The organism is Dielma fastidiosa, from assembly GCF_003475485.1.
GTDB classification, from domain to species: domain Bacteria; phylum Bacillota_I; class Bacilli_A; order Erysipelotrichales; family Erysipelotrichaceae; genus Dielma; species Dielma fastidiosa.
In genome coordinates this window covers 279787-293516 of record NZ_QRQL01000004.1, presented here as the reverse complement: position 1 = coordinate 293516, position 13730 = coordinate 279787, and the positions used below count along the sequence as shown (strand labels likewise).

Below are 13730 nucleotides of genomic sequence, written 5' to 3'. Positions count from 1 at the left end.
TTTATGAGAGTTTTATTTACTCTTATGCGTGCCAAGGAACTGGAATCAACGCTGTGTAGTCGCCAGACCAGATACCAACAGCACATCCAACGATACCGATAACCAGTAACAGAAGGATACATTGGATAGGTTTCCAGCCTTTTTTAGATAACAGATACCAGCACATGCAAGTTAAACCAAATGGCAGCATGCAAGGCAGGATTGTATCTAATTTTTCTTGCAGACTAATTACAGATTCACCATTAGGGATATTGATACCGAATTGAGTACCGCCGCCGAAGTTAGCAATTAAAGCACCAACAACGAATACACCAAGAATAGAAGCTGAACGAGTCAGTTCTTTAGCATTCTTAGTCATGATACCAATAGCACTAGTACCTAAATCATATGCCCAATACATCAACCAGAAACGGATAGCCATTTCTACGCCGAATGCGATAATGAAGAATAAGATTGGTCCAAAGATATTGCCATCCATAGCCATAGGAGCTGTGATACCGGCAACGATAGGAATTAATGTAAACCAGAATAATGAGTCACCAATACCGCCTAAAGGTCCCATTGCAGCAACACGTACTGAACGGATTGTAGCGATATCAGCTTTTTGTTGTTCTAATGAAAGAACGATACCCATAACAAATGTTACGAAGAATGGGTGAGTATTGAAGAATTCCATATTATGAGTCATTGAAGCTGCTAAATCTTCTTTGTTTGTATGGATCTTCTGAAGACCTGGTAACATTGACCATAACCATCCGCAAGCCTGCATTCTTTCATAGTTGAATGAAGCCTGTAATTGGCAAGACAACCAAACCATTTTATTTAAAGTTGCTTTGTCCAGCTTAGCAGCCGGAGTCAAATCCTTATATTGAGTTGCATTAGATGCCATCACTGAATCCTCCATTTCCGCTGCCTGCATTTTCTTTGATGCGAACATTAGTTGTGTAGTCAAAGATTGCAATAGCCACACCGATGAATGCTAATAATACTAAAGTTGCAGAAGATACGCTTGTAGTTCCAAGTACGATTGCACCTGCGAAACCAGCAAGCAGGAAGCCCCAAAGTTCGCCAGAAAGCATGATTTTCATCAGAATAGCGAAACCGACGAAACGCATCATACCACCAGCAACACTTAAGCCGCCCATGAACCAGCTGAACTGTGTACTGAATGCTTCAAGAGCTGGAGCAACAGCTGTACCACCAACGTAAGCAACTACTGAAATGATTGCGAATAATGCGCCTAACAGACCCATTGAGATAAAGTTAACTTGAACGATACCTGCAGGATTTGCTTCTTCAGCTGCTTTATCAGCTTTAGCCATAAGACCAGACATAACAGTAAATGTTAATGTAACTGCATAACCACCGAATACTGAGAATACGATTGCAGCTCCAAGAGCAGCATTGATATCCATGTTAGCACGAACAGCAAAGATCATACCAACGATACCACCGATGATTGCGTTAGGTGGCTGAGCGCCGCCTACTGGCATGTTACCAACCATCATTAATTCATAAGTTCCGCCTAAAACTAAGCCAGTGTTCAAGTCACCTAAGATTGCACCGATTAAAGTACAGTTGATAATAGGTCTTGAAATGATCTCAGTTAAAGAGAACTGGTCAATAGCCATAATGAATGTCAATACAGCTAAAAGGATGACCTGAATAATATTAATCTCCATGTATTATTTCTCCCTTTCACTTTTTCAAGTTTATTTAAATAACTTATTGAGGTCTTCAGGTGCTGTATCTGGAACACGTCTGATTTCCAGTTCAACGCCTAAATCCTGCAATTTTTTGAATGCAGCAACGTCAGCATCATCAACAGCAACAGATGTAGCAACTTGGCGTTTGCCATCTGCCATATGCATGTTTCCGATGTTAACCTTCTTGATTGGCACACCGCCTTCAACAAGTCTTAATACATCCTGTGGATTTTCACAGATAATGAAAATTTTCTGAGCAGGGCTGGCCTTGTCAATGATCGCGCAAGTTTTTTCAATAGTGAAATATCTTGTTTGAGCATAACTAGGAGCAGCCATGTTCATCAGGCTTTGTCTCAGTTCGTCTTTAGCAACGTTATCATTAGCAACTAATAATAAGTTAACGCCGAGAACACCTGACCACATAGTAGCGACTTGCCCGTGAATTAAACGGTTGTCAATTCTAGTGAGTACGATATTTGGCATTCTACTCTCTCCTTTCTATCTTAAACATGAAGTTGATATGCTTAGACCTTGATGAGGGGGCTAAGCAAGTAAACCCTTTCACTTCGCTTCAATTCTATGTCAGTTCAAGCATTTTTTCTTTACACTTTTTATTGAATCCTTTGTACTTTTTAACAATTTAAAAACTTATTTTTACATTTTTTTATACTCATTTTAATTTTTTTATAAAAATTGCTGTATCACATGAATTTCACACAATTAAACAGGCAAGCGTTGAAAAGTTCACATTTTCTTACAGAAAACGGCGATGTAAGCGCTTTAAACGTCTGATTCTGCGAAGCCGATAATTTTGTTTTATTTATGGCCGACAAAATTTACATGATTTTTTTATCAATTTATTGATTTTGAAGATTGCATTATATTCAAAAAAACACCAAAATATTCCAAAATTATTACTTTTGCCAATTTCTACAAATTTATTACTAAAATGTGCAAATTATTGAGTCTTCGTATTCCCTTCGTTTTTCAAATTTGCTATACTAATCATAAGGGGGATTCTCACATGTTTAATAAAACTACCAGTTATATTTTCAATCGCTACGGCGAGATCATCAATGATCTGTCAAGACGTCAGACGATTAAGATGCAGCATCAGAATTTTAAATTAAAGAATAAGTCTATTACGAACTTCAACGTTTACAATGATGATGTGATTTTGAAAGTAACCTCCGGTATTGTAATGCTGGTCGTAACGCTTGATCCTGATTCAGCTGAAATGGAGAAATTCGTCATTCACCGAATGATTAAAATCAAACGCGGTGTCTTTTTCAATCTGATCAGCATCACGGCTTCTGCGAAAGTTGAAATGGTCTGTGAATTCGGCACCAAGAAACGAACAGTTGATTATACCTTCTCAACAGCGCCGATCGAATATGAAAGAGTGATTCCAACTGTTGAAATACCAGAAATTTACGCTTACTATTATCAGGTCCGCAATGCCAACTATCTGTTCCCCGGTGAAAGCCATACGTTCTGGGAGCTGACATTCATTGATAACGGCACCTTAAATACAACTATCGACAATGAGGATTATCAGCTGCGCAACTTTGATTTAATCTTATACGCGCCGAATCAGTTTCATACTCAGTCCACCGGCATGCATGAATCATGCTCCTATTTAACGATTCTGTTTGAGATGAATATCAGCGATCCATCACTGATCAGCAACCGCATCTTCAGTTCCCACCGCGATATTCACAATGCTCTCAATAATTTCATTAAAGTCAGCGGCAATGAGTTATACTTTGACAATGATTTAATGATCTGTTATCTGAAAGAACTGATTATTAAACTGCTTCAATATGATTTCCTGCAGACTACGCCGATTGCTTCAACGCCGATGCAGCAGCGGTTTGAAAATGAGATACTGAATGAAATTATCATTTATATCAACGAAAATATCTATCAGTCTTTAACCATTGAGGAGATCTGCCACAAATTCTCAATCAGCCGTTCTTCTTTGCAGACCTTGTTTAAAAACAATCTCAATGTAGCTCCAAAGCAATATATCAGTGATCTGAAGCTGAATAAGAGCAAGCTGCTGATTAAGGAATCAATGTATACAATATCGGAAATAAGCAGTATGCTTGGCTTTGCAAGTATCCACTATTTCTCAAGAAAATTTAAACAGCAGTTTGGTCTTACACCGACTGACTACGCGAAAACTATCTATAACTAAAAACACCTCAGCCGAGGTGTTTCTATTTATTATTTACCTTTTTCTCTCTATTACCTTAAACTATCGGTGTGATCATGAACCTTGAAACAGTAATTACCACATCCTTGGCAATCTCTATTTTACATGTTTCCTGACCGGCAGATATGATTTTAGCCTGAATGCCGTTGAATGAACAAGGCTTACCCGGCTTAATCAAAGCATCCATCTGAATTAATGCCTCGCGTCTTTTCTTCATCATATTGCGGCTGTATAGGAAATAAGCCAGTATCAGAACCGCAGTCAAGACGATGAAGGTCAGGGCTGACCACCCAATCACTTCCCAATTCATGCTGATTAAATACCTTCTTCTGCTTCGTTTTGTTCAACTGGTTTGAATTCATATTTAACAACTTGATCCTTACCAGTATTTACTGCCATATCAGCTAATGATTCTAATTCATTAACAAATTGACGAGCCATTGAAATTTCCACAAGCATCGGCAGATTTGTACCGCCAATTACTTTTACGTTGCCGCGTGCAGCACCGCATACAACCGCTGTCTTGAACGGAGAACCGCCAGCCAGATCAGAAAGAACTAAAATACCTTCACAATCCTTCAATTCATCCATTGCCTTATTCAATTCTCTTTCCAAATCATCTACAGAGAATTCCTGAACAAAGTCAACATATTTATAATTCTGCTGTTCGCCGCCGATTAAGTTCAATGAACTTGTTAATCCTGAACCAAAATGTCCGTGTCCTGTTACAATAATTCCGATCATAGTATTTTCCTCTCCTACTTTCTAGTATATGGATACAATGTTACACCCTTAACAACACGATTTACTTCACCGCTTGGGCATGGGTTGTCTGGTGTGATACCGAATGAAAGTGATTTGTATAATGCAATTAACTGAGCTGCCAAGATATATTCAAATGCAAGATACATATTGTCAGCATCTGTTTCATTATCAAATGAATAGAAATAGTCAACCAGAGCCGCAACCTCATCATCTTTTCTTGAAGAAACAGCCATGATTTTATTGCCTTTGCGCTGTCCGCTCATTTCTTTGATTAAGTCAACTTCATACTGACGAGTATAAGCATTATCACTCAAATAAACAACAGTTAATGTCGTATCATCAACAATTGATTTAGGTCCATGTCTGAAGCCCATCGGCGTATCATACATTGTAACAACTTTACCGGCAGTCAGTTCAAGCATCTTTAATGCTGATTCCTGTGCTGTGCCCTTTAATACGTTGCTGCCAAGATAAACGATACGTTTGAAATCAAATGCATCAACAACCTTCAACATTTCATCATATCTAGTATCTAATAAAACTCTTGAAGCTGCAAGAATCATTTTAACATTTTTAACAGTTTCTTCTAAATCATCCAGTGAGAAGGCTAATAAAGTAGCCAGCATCATGTTTGAATATGAACTTGTCATCGCAAATGACTGGTCATGTGTCTCATCAGTAAGATTGATAGCATAGCAGTTCTTGTTTTCATTTGCCTTTAATGACAAAGCGCCATTCTTATTGCAAGTAACAAAAATATGCTGTAAATTATTGCATACGGCTTCCGCGCAGTCTACGGCACCTACAGATTCTGGAGAATTACCGCTGCGGCCAAAGCTTACTAACAAAGTTGGCTTATCCTGTGACAAATAATTTTCAGGAGTCGCTGTAATATCTGTTGTACCATATGATTTAACCTTGTAGTTTAATTTCTTCTGTAAGTAAGAATACAGGGCGTTGCCGACGAATTCACTAGTACCGGCACCAGTCAGGATAATGTCATAATCAGGCTGAGAAGTTGTCTTAGCGATAAATTCCTTCAGGCTTTCTTTGTTTGCTTCAATCTGAGCAATCGTCTTTTCCCATGTATCAGGCTGCTGATGAATTTCTGTCGCTGTGAAAATTCCAGAGAGCTCTTTCCATGCTTGTTCAGTTTTTCCAAAAATCATTGTAATGTCACCCTTTCTAACCAAATTTTCTTGGTTCGTTGTTTGCGTTTACATTATAACGAGGTTTTGCATAAATTACAACATAGCGGCTGACGCATTGTTAAAAAGTGCAAAACATTTATTAATTTATAGACTTCATCTTTAAATCACGATATAATTGTTGCTAGAGGTGGATAAAATATGGCTAATAAAAAACAAGTGAACAACAGTAATAAGAAGAACACACCTGCGCTGAGTGGACATAATATCTATAAGGATAAACATGGTCAGACGATCTATTTTAACAAAAGAACCCGCGTTGGTTATGTCGTTCCTGAGAAGGATTTTAGTAAATTTCAGATTCTGCAGATGCGTTACATTTTAGCATTGGTAATCGCTGTTCTGCTTTACAGCATGACAAATATCAGCTACTGGCTGACTGGTATCGTTTTAGTTGCTGTAGCGATCGGTATGGAAGTTACCCTGCGGGTAAAGGTACTGCCCAGCTATACTCAGTATCAGAATTTTGAACCTGAAAAAGGTGAATCACAATTAGATTTGATGGTTAAAGAAGGCCGCAATAAATTATTGCTGCGTACATGCCTGCTGCTATTACTTTCAATTCTATTAATTGTCAATCTGTTTACGATGGATGAAGAACTGACAATTATATTGATCATTCTCAGTGTTATTCTTTCAATCGCATCATTGGTTTACGCCGGTGTGCAGATCAGAGGTATCATTTACATTCAAAAGCATAAGTAATTCCCAACAGCCTAAGGGCTGTTTTTTTAAAAGAAAAAGACCGGCGAGGGTCTTTTAATATTTCTCATTCAGATACAAGGGTTTAAAACCGATGGCATAAGCATCCTTGCTTGTTCTAACATTAGCGTTATAAAGCTTATTAAACAACGGCAGATTACCGCAGCGCACCATTGTAAAGATGCGTTTTCTTGACATTGCCAGCGGAAATACCTTCTCCAAATGCTCAGCTTCACTGACCTCAAGGCGCAGCTCCGTATGATTGCCGACTGCCGCCTTCAGCAGCTTTGTCAGAACCGTACTGCCGGAATAGATGCATTCACTGACTTTGACATGATCCTTTCGTGATCTAAAGCGCACATAGCCTCTGATTCGGCCCTGTGAGTCACGATATGCCAGCAGCTGTTCACCGCAGTGCAGGCATTCATTGATCATCCGCTCAAACATCATTACATTACGGATTTTATAACCGTCAAAATGGGTCATAAATTCTTCATAAACAGCCAATAACTCCGCCGCCGTATATGTATCGGTAATACCGATGGTTGTTGCCTTGTCAAAATACTTGGCAGGCAGATCATAGGTGCGGTGAATTGATGCCTGTTGGAAACCGAAACGCTCCAACAGCTTGGGATTACTCGCTTCCGCAAATGTAAGCAGCACCTTTTTATCACATTCATCAAGCACACTCGCCATGCATTCCTGCATATAACCGCTGCGCCGATAATCAAGATGCGTACTCAGCTGAGATAAAAAAATTGACTTCACTGCCATGCCGTTGAGCTGAACATTCATCTCCTGCATATGCACACATGATACGATTCGATCATCAACCTCACAGACAACGCTGCGGCCATAATCATAAACAGACGAAAAGAAGCAGTCCATAAAATCGCTGCTTTTGATTGGAAAGCACATTTTCAATAAATTCTGAATGGCCTGTTTATCTTTTTCCACTGCGTCCCTAATCATAATTTACCCCGCTATTCCTCTTCTTTTTCTGTATATTCTACATCAATTACATCAGGATTTACTCTGCCGTATGTATCAAAATGAATATTTTCATTTTCAATATTAGGTTCTTCATAATAATGCTGATTCGATGAATAATGCGTATTACGGCGCTTTCTGCCAGTAATTGAACCAATCAGATTAGCAGCAAGTGAAATTACCAAGAATATAATGGCGATTCCGCCCAGGTAAGGAAGCAGACTGATAAAGAGAAAAACCAGCGCAACTCCAATGATGATTCTAACTAAATCCGTCATTCAAATACCTCTCTTTCATTGTCTATTATAAACTATTTACTATGTTTTCTCAAAGTTTTTAATCGATTTGATAACTTCACATAATTTTACGTTAAATCTTCTTAAAACCTTTCCGTAAAACACAAATTAACAGCAGCAGACACGGCAGATAGAATAAATCAACCTCACGATGGTCAACAAAAACCTGCACATCAGCGACTACGGCTGTTGTTTCAGCTACGCCTTCTTCCATTTCAGCTTCATGAATATATTCAGGGTTGCGGATATTAATCAAGGCCAGCCCCTTTTCCAACAGCGTTTTCTGAAGCAAGGTGCCATCGGTAAACACGTAAACATCAACGGGCTGATCATGGCTGCTTTGAGGATCAATTTCAACCTCTACACGGCGGGCTTTCGTCAGTATTTCACATGCCTGCCGGCGGGCTTCTTCATTCACGAAGCGAATATTAAAAAAGGATGCCTGAAAACTATGTTCATCCTTTGAGAACACCAGTCCATCTTCATCACATTTTTCTACATCCACAGTCTCTTTTTGATCATAAAGCTCAGAATCAGCAGGCATCATTGTCATCACCACTCTTATTCTGAGCTATTTGTTATATCCCTATGCGTGTTTATAATTGGCAGCTATTTCTTTAATTTTACTCAGACGGTGCTTCATTCCCGATTTAGAAATCACTTCATTAAAGCCCTCTTCATAATAGTCGCATAATTCAACTAACGATGCCTCCGGATGCTCCTTGCGCAGCAGCGCCACATTGCGCAGCTTCTCCGGCAAGGATTCCAGGCCGGCATAATTTTCAATCCATTCAATATCATCGCATTGACTTTTCCCCGCCGCCAGACTTTTCATTTCATTAGCCAGCTCACAGTTATCCAAACGTGTCAGATTATTCATGAAATCACGCTGAATCCGACTGTCTTCAAATTCAAATACTGATTGATGAGCGCCGACACAGGCAAGAAAATCAGAGATTTTATCACTGGCTTTCAGATAGACAACAGACTGATTGCGGCGCTGAATCACCTTCGCCGGCAGATAGAACTTTTCCATCTGCTTCTGGATAAATTTTGCCAAGCCTTCATCATTAGTAGCAATCTCTAAATGATAATTTGCTTTATTCGGTGAATTCACACTGCCGCCGGCTAAAAAAGCGCCGGCAAGAAAGGCTTTGGCACAGCATTCCTTACTGACCATCTTGGCGCTTGGATGCGCTCTTAAGCCGCCGGCATCCATGATTTCAAGATCTTTTAAAATTTCTGAAGTACGGCTGCGGATACGCAGAACATAGATATTATTCTTTTTCAGATTCATTTTCTTTAATACTGATAACTCACTGGTAACATTATAAAGCTCCTTCATCAGCTTTAAAATCCGCTTTGCTGTCGGGGCGCTTTCGGTAGAAATCGTCAGATGCATCCCCGAGCTTGTGAAATTCAGCGTTGAGCACATTTTAATCAATGCCGCGCATTCAGCCCTCATACAGCATGGCTTTAGTTCACCATTCTGTGCTATTTCAGTTTTTACTTCACTTGTAAATGACATGCTTCATCAATCCTTTTTTAAATATTTACTTAACAGATCCCTGATCTTATCCGGATCATGACGAATCAGTTTACCATTAAAATTCAATAATTCTTCTTCAATCACATCATAATCATGTTCATTTTCACGGATAATTACCGGGGTTGAACCTTCAAGATTATAACGTGACAGCACTTCCTCACTGATATCATCCTCATAGGCGAATACAGTTTGAATGATTCCCTTGTAGGAATGCGCTTCAATCGCCTCTACATGATCCTCCAGTGAATAATTATCGGTTTCGCCGGGCTGGGTCATCGCGTTACAGAAATAAACGCAGTTCGCTTTTGACTGCCTGATTGCATCTGTAATGCCTTCGATAATCAAATTAGGAATGACACTGGTATATAGAGAGCCAATTCCGATAACAATCAGATCCGCATTAGCCAATGCCTCAATCGCCTGCGGTGTCGCCGTAACTTCTTCTTCATAGTAAACCTTTTGAATGCGGTTGTCGAAATTAGGGATGTTGCTTTCACCGCGGACAATCGTTCCGTCGATCATCTTAGCAAACAGCGTGATGACCTGAGTAGTTGCCGGTATGATATCACCCTTAACATTTAAAACTTTAGAAATAGTCGCAATCGCATCCATGAAATTGCCGCTTTCCTCACTCAGCGCGGTTAAAATCAGATTTCCCAGATTGTGGCCGCCGATATCATGATCCTCACCATCAAAGCGGTAGTTCATCAAGTGTGAAAATAAGGTTTCTTCTTCTGCCAGCGCGACCATGACGTTGCGGATATCACCCATTGCCGGAATATGAAACTGGCGCCGCAGCCGGCCAGTGCTGCCGCCGTCATCAGCAACCGTTACAATTGCCGAAATATGCACATCCTCAATTTGCTTTAAGCCTCTTAAAATCACTGATAAGCCAGTACCGCCGCCAATTACGGTTATATTTTTCATCGGCGTTTCCCCGCTTTATCACGATGCGACTTATAGCATGTATATTCCTTTGAGTAATGTTCATAAAGCCAATTGGTGATGGATACTGAACGATGCTGACCGCCGGTGCAGCCAATGCTGACCGTTAAGTGATTCTTGCCTTCTTTTTGATACTGAACAAACGCATAATCAAGAAATGACTGTAAATGCTTCAGACAATCCTGTGTCTCATCAAAGCTCATTACATAATCATAAACCGGGGCATCATCCCCCGTTAACGTTTTTAATTCGTCGATATAATAGGGATTTGGTAAAAAACGCACATCAAACAGCAGATCGCTGTCCATCGGAATCCCATGCTTATAACCAAAGGATACAAAGGAGATGGAAAAGACCGGCTTCTCGCCAAGCTTGAGCTGTTCCTCAATCTTATCCTTTAATTCATGCTGAGACAGCTTCGTTGTGTCAATATGAAGTATCGCACCGCGTTCCTGAAGGCCGTTAAAAAGCTCACGTTCCGCTTCGATCGCATCCTCAAGGGTATTCGCCATTTTAAAAATTAAAAATGGGTGGTGGCGTCTTGTGAATTTATAGCGCTGAAGCAGCTTTTCATTGCTGGCATCTAAGAAAACAACGCGTACATTGACATTGATATTTTCAAAATAAGTCAGAAAGGTTGGATAATCCAGAGCTGATGTTGCCAAAGCGATATTCTGATACCGCGGATCTGGATCATTTTTGATAATTTTACCAAGGGAACTGACAAGCTGTACCGGAAATTGATCAATGCAGTGATAGCCCATATCTTCAAGAATCGACATGGCAGTTGACTTACCGGCACCGGACATACCAGTGACTAGGACAATATTCTGTTCACTCATACTGTTCACCTCTTCTTTTATTTAGTTTACCATATTCTTTATTTTATGCACAGAAAAAGTTAGACAGAAGCTTTCGGCACAGATAATGGTAATTATTTATATGACTGAAAACCAGATGCGTGAGCATCTGGCAGTATTTAATCTCTTAATAAATGAAAAATATTCTGAGCCGCGATAGCACCATCGCTGGCCGCTGTGATTACCTGACGGATTTGTTTGCGTCTCACATCACCTGCCGCAAAGATGCCGGGCAGTGAAGTTTCCATTCGCTCATCGGTCAATACATAACCCGCCTCATCAAGAATCGGCAGTTCACGGCAGTAATCCGTCATTGGGTCCAAACCGATGTATGGGAAAATGCCGCTGGTTTCCAATACCTCTTCACTATCGTCTGCCAGCTTTTTAACTCTAATACCGCAGACCTTGGTGCCATCATCAAGTATTTCCACAGGTATATAACCCATCTTGATATGTATTTTTTCATTCTTTTCTGCTTTTTCAATCAGCATCGCGTCAGCTCTGAGCTTTGAGCGCACAAGAACATTGATGCATGATGCAAACTGGCTCAGATAAAGACTTTCTTCAATGGCTGAATTACCGCCGCCGACAATCGTAACAATCTTGTCTTTATAAAAGGCACCGTCACAGATCGCGCAGAAAGATACGCCATGACCAATATTCTTTTCTTCACCGGGGATATTCAGCTTGCGCTCAACCGTACCGCTGGCCAGCAGCAGTGTTCGGCCATGCAGTGTCGTGCCGTCAGAACAAGTAACCGTTTTTGTTTCACCGTCACTGACTTTAACTACATTGCTGCTGATCAATTCAGCTCCGAGATTCATTGCATGATTCATCATATCCATGGCCAAGGTCGTACCTTCTGCCGATTCAAGACCCGGATAATTCTCAATAATTGATGTTCTTACCAGCTTGCCGCCAGGTGCATAATTTTCAATTAATACAACCTCTAAGCCGGCTCTTGCCGCATAGATAGCCGCGCTTAAGCCAGCCGGGCCGCTGCCGATAATTATAGTGTCGTAAAGTCGCTCCATTCGTGATCCTCCTTTAGGATATCTAATAACTGAGGCATTGATGTAATTAGAGCGCATGGCTTAGCCGCCTGTAATTCTTCACGGCGTGTCTTGTCAAAAGAGGCTGCCACGGAGAAGGCTGACATATTCTTACAGGTTTTGATATCACCCACTGAATCACCGACATAAACAACATTGTCAATGGAGCGGTATAATTCAGCGCATGCTTTGATTAAACCTTCCGGATCAGGTTTTACCTTATTCAGCTGTTCACAGCCGACAATTACCGGAAAATAATCCTTTAAGCCGCAGTATTCCAGACCGTGAGTCACTGTCTGTACTGTTTTATTGGAAACTACACCAATATCATAATCCTCTTCTTTTAACGTTCTCAATACTTCTTCCACACCATAAAAAGGCTTTACATACTCATCATGATGGGCGAGATTGAATTTGCGGTATTCCGCGATCAATTCGTCACTGTTTACTTCAGGTATATATTTCTCAAAGCTTTCCTTCAGCGTCGGCCCTAAAAAGCCTTTGAGATCTGCAGTTGTTAATACATAATCAGGACGGTAAATCGCAAATACATGACGGAAGCTGTCAGCAATCAAAGCCTCTGTATCTAATAGTGTACCATCAAGATCAAATAACACAACTGGTTTGACCTTCTTAAACGGCCAGATATTCGCGAATAGCTTATCATATACACCAAGCAGACCTAATACGCCTAAAATAATACCGCAGATTGAAATCAGCTGGGCAACCCGGATTGGTCCCATCATCAATGAATCAGTACGCAGACCTTCCACGAAGAAACGTACTACACCATACCAGACAATGTAAGCATAAGCCATGTCACCGCGTTTTTTACGGCCATATTTCTTAAAGCCAAAATAGATCAGAATAAAACCAATCAGATTGCCGACACCCTCAAATAGATAGGTTGGCATCCGATAAGCACCATCAATAAACATGCCCTCTTTGATAAAGGCCGGAAAATGATTAAAGAAAGATTCTGAAACCACACCGCCAAAGGCCTCCTGATTCACAAAATTACCCCAGCGTCCGATGGCTTGCCCAATCAGCAGATTCGGCGCGCAGGCATCCGCAAACCGCCTCGCGTCAACATTTCTTTTCTTCAGGAAGAACCAGCCGAAAATAACGGCTGCGATAACACCGCCATGGAATGCCAGACCGCCCTCCCATACATAGAAGATAGAAATCGGATCGGCAATGTACTGCTTCCATTCAAACAGGCAGTACCAAATACGCGCACCGATATAAGCAATCGGCAGCATCATGATGAAATAATCTTCGCCAAGACTTTCTTTATAACCCATTTTTTTCAAGGTACGCTGACTCAGATAATAAGTAACCAGCGCACCGGTAAGACTAAAGATTGCATACCAAGTGATATGCAGTGAACCAAAAGACAGAAAAATCTTTGAAGTTGGAAAAAACTGCATCAGTAAAGC

General features: G+C 40.5%; 16 protein-coding genes. 2 read left to right on the top strand and 14 right to left on the bottom strand.

Annotated elements, in window-relative coordinates:
- Positions 1 to 22: 22 nt before the first annotated feature.
- From DWZ33_RS10930 to agaB, 3 genes are read right to left on the bottom strand one after another with little or no spacing between them, the layout of a single operon-like run.
- Positions 23 to 889, bottom strand: a complete 867-nt coding sequence (locus DWZ33_RS10930; protein WP_118454834.1) for a PTS system mannose/fructose/sorbose family transporter subunit IID — start codon at positions 887 to 889, stop codon at positions 23 to 25.
- On the bottom strand, positions 879 to 1682 hold the full coding sequence (locus DWZ33_RS10925) for a PTS mannose/fructose/sorbose/N-acetylgalactosamine transporter subunit IIC (RefSeq protein WP_022938617.1): 804 nt from the start codon (positions 1680 to 1682) through the stop codon (positions 879 to 881). The genes DWZ33_RS10930 and DWZ33_RS10925 overlap by 11 nt, the downstream gene beginning before the upstream one ends.
- 30 nt (positions 1683 to 1712) lie before the next feature.
- The gene (gene agaB / locus DWZ33_RS10920; protein ID WP_022938618.1) at positions 1713 to 2189 is read right to left on the bottom strand and encodes a PTS galactosamine transporter subunit IIB; all 477 of its coding nucleotides are present in this window, start codon (positions 2187 to 2189) and stop codon (positions 1713 to 1715) included.
- 541 nt (positions 2190 to 2730) lie between these two features.
- Here agaB and DWZ33_RS10915 point away from each other — a divergent pair.
- Positions 2731 to 3906 (top strand): helix-turn-helix transcriptional regulator, encoded by a 1176-nt coding sequence (locus tag DWZ33_RS10915; RefSeq protein WP_022938619.1) that lies wholly within the window; start codon positions 2731 to 2733, stop codon positions 3904 to 3906.
- Positions 3907 to 3961: 55 nt separating this feature from the next.
- Here DWZ33_RS10915 and DWZ33_RS10910 read toward each other — a convergent pair whose 3' ends face one another.
- Genes DWZ33_RS10910 through DWZ33_RS10900 form a run of 3 tightly spaced genes read right to left on the bottom strand, consistent with a single transcriptional unit; the run spans position 3962 to position 5858 of the window.
- Positions 3962 to 4234, bottom strand: coding sequence for a preprotein translocase subunit YajC (locus DWZ33_RS10910; protein ID WP_022938620.1), 273 nt, complete (start codon positions 4232 to 4234; stop codon positions 3962 to 3964).
- A gap of 5 nt (positions 4235 to 4239) precedes the next feature.
- Complete coding sequence (gene agaF, locus DWZ33_RS10905; protein ID WP_022938621.1) at positions 4240 to 4668, bottom strand: PTS galactosamine/N-acetylgalactosamine transporter subunit IIA; 429 nt, start codon at positions 4666 to 4668, stop codon at positions 4240 to 4242.
- A gap of 14 nt (positions 4669 to 4682) precedes the next feature.
- A complete protein-coding gene (locus DWZ33_RS10900) occupies positions 4683 to 5858 on the bottom strand; it encodes an SIS domain-containing protein (protein ID WP_022938622.1) in 1176 nt (391 codons plus the stop codon).
- Positions 5859 to 6038: 180 nt separating this feature from the next.
- On the opposite strand from DWZ33_RS10900, the gene DWZ33_RS10895 reads away from it, so the two are divergent.
- Positions 6039 to 6602, top strand: a complete 564-nt coding sequence (locus DWZ33_RS10895) for a hypothetical protein (protein ID WP_118454833.1) — start codon at positions 6039 to 6041, stop codon at positions 6600 to 6602.
- A 54-nt stretch (positions 6603 to 6656) separates the two neighbouring features.
- On the opposite strand, the gene DWZ33_RS10890 is transcribed toward DWZ33_RS10895, so the two are convergent.
- The 8 genes from DWZ33_RS10890 to lgt form a co-directional block, all read right to left on the bottom strand.
- On the bottom strand, positions 6657 to 7571 hold the full coding sequence (locus DWZ33_RS10890; protein ID WP_022938624.1) for a GNAT family N-acetyltransferase: 915 nt from the start codon (positions 7569 to 7571) through the stop codon (positions 6657 to 6659).
- An 11-nt stretch (positions 7572 to 7582) separates the two neighbouring features.
- Entirely contained in the window at positions 7583 to 7867 is a 285-nt protein-coding gene (locus DWZ33_RS10885) for a hypothetical protein (RefSeq protein WP_022938625.1), read from the bottom strand.
- Between the two features lie 91 nt (positions 7868 to 7958).
- Positions 7959 to 8438: a hypothetical protein gene (locus DWZ33_RS10880; protein ID WP_147352886.1), complete on the bottom strand. Its 480-nt coding sequence runs from the start codon at positions 8436 to 8438 to the stop codon at positions 7959 to 7961.
- Between the two features lie 33 nt (positions 8439 to 8471).
- Positions 8472 to 9413, bottom strand: a complete 942-nt coding sequence (whiA, locus tag DWZ33_RS10875) for a DNA-binding protein WhiA (protein ID WP_022938627.1) — start codon at positions 9411 to 9413, stop codon at positions 8472 to 8474.
- Positions 9414 to 9419: 6 nt separating this feature from the next.
- The gene (locus DWZ33_RS10870) at positions 9420 to 10361 is read right to left on the bottom strand and encodes a gluconeogenesis factor YvcK family protein (RefSeq protein ID WP_022938628.1); all 942 of its coding nucleotides are present in this window, start codon (positions 10359 to 10361) and stop codon (positions 9420 to 9422) included.
- Positions 10358 to 11221, bottom strand: a complete 864-nt coding sequence (gene rapZ / locus DWZ33_RS10865) for an RNase adapter RapZ (RefSeq protein ID WP_118454831.1) — start codon at positions 11219 to 11221, stop codon at positions 10358 to 10360. Before rapZ ends, DWZ33_RS10870 begins: the two co-directional genes overlap by 4 nt.
- Before the next feature lie 137 nt (positions 11222 to 11358).
- The gene (locus DWZ33_RS10860; protein ID WP_118454830.1) at positions 11359 to 12273 is read right to left on the bottom strand and encodes an NAD(P)/FAD-dependent oxidoreductase; all 915 of its coding nucleotides are present in this window, start codon (positions 12271 to 12273) and stop codon (positions 11359 to 11361) included.
- The gene (gene lgt / locus DWZ33_RS10855; protein ID WP_118454829.1) at positions 12249 to 13721 is read right to left on the bottom strand and encodes a prolipoprotein diacylglyceryl transferase; all 1473 of its coding nucleotides are present in this window, start codon (positions 13719 to 13721) and stop codon (positions 12249 to 12251) included. The genes DWZ33_RS10860 and lgt overlap by 25 nt, the downstream gene beginning before the upstream one ends.
- Positions 13722 to 13730 lie beyond the last annotated feature (9 nt).